Here is a 706-nt window from a genome sequence, read left to right on the forward strand (position 1 = left end):
GCCGGGGTTAACCCCGGCGAGGAAGCCAACATGGGCAAGATGCTGGCCGCCGAAGCCAGCTGGGCCGCCGGCGAGGCCTGCGTGCAGACGCATGGCGGCTTCGGCTTCGCGGAAGAGTACGACATCGAACGAAAGTTCCGCGAGACGCGGCTGTACCAGGTGGCGCCGATCAGCACCAACCTGATCCTGTCCTATCTCGGCGAGCATGTGCTCGGCATGCCGCGGAGCTATTGAGCATGGTTCCGGGCAAGCCGCTCGCCGGGCTGCTGGTGGTGTCGATGGAGCAGGCGGTGGCGGCGCCGACCTGCTCGGTGAAGCTGGCCGATGCCGGCGCGCGGGTGATCAAGATCGAGCGGGCCGAGGGCGATTTCGCCCGCGGCTACGACAAGGCCGCCGCCGGGCAGTCGACCTATTTCGTCTGGCTGAACCGCGGCAAGGAAAGCGTCTGCCTTGACATCAAGCAGCCGGACGACAAGGCGCTGCTGGCGGCGCTGCTGGCCAAGGCCGATGTCTTCATCCAGAACCTGGCGCCGGGCGCCATGGCGCGCGCCGGCTTCGGCAGCGCGGAGCTGCGGAAGAAGCACCCGCGGCTGATCACCGTCGATATCTCGGGCTATGGCGAGAGCGGCGACTACGCCTCGATGAAGGCCTATGACCTGCTGGTGCAGGCGGAAAGCGCGCTGGCCTCGATCACCGGGCATCCGGC

Annotated in this window: 2 protein-coding genes; both read left to right on the forward strand. The window is 67.8% G+C overall.

Annotated features, from left to right (window positions below; all coding sequences use genetic code 11):
- Nucleotides 1–234 (forward strand): acyl-CoA dehydrogenase family protein (locus tag BKE38_RS20815; protein WP_131829671.1); only part of this gene is annotated, 234 nt, incomplete at its 5' end.
- Nucleotides 235–236: 2 nt separating this feature from the next.
- On the forward strand, nucleotides 237–706 hold a 470-nt coding region (locus tag BKE38_RS20820; RefSeq protein WP_131829672.1), incomplete at its 3' end, for a CoA transferase.

It is taken from the genome of Teichococcus deserti, from assembly GCF_001982615.1.
Taxonomy (GTDB): Bacteria; Pseudomonadota; Alphaproteobacteria; order Acetobacterales; family Acetobacteraceae; genus Pseudoroseomonas; species Pseudoroseomonas deserti.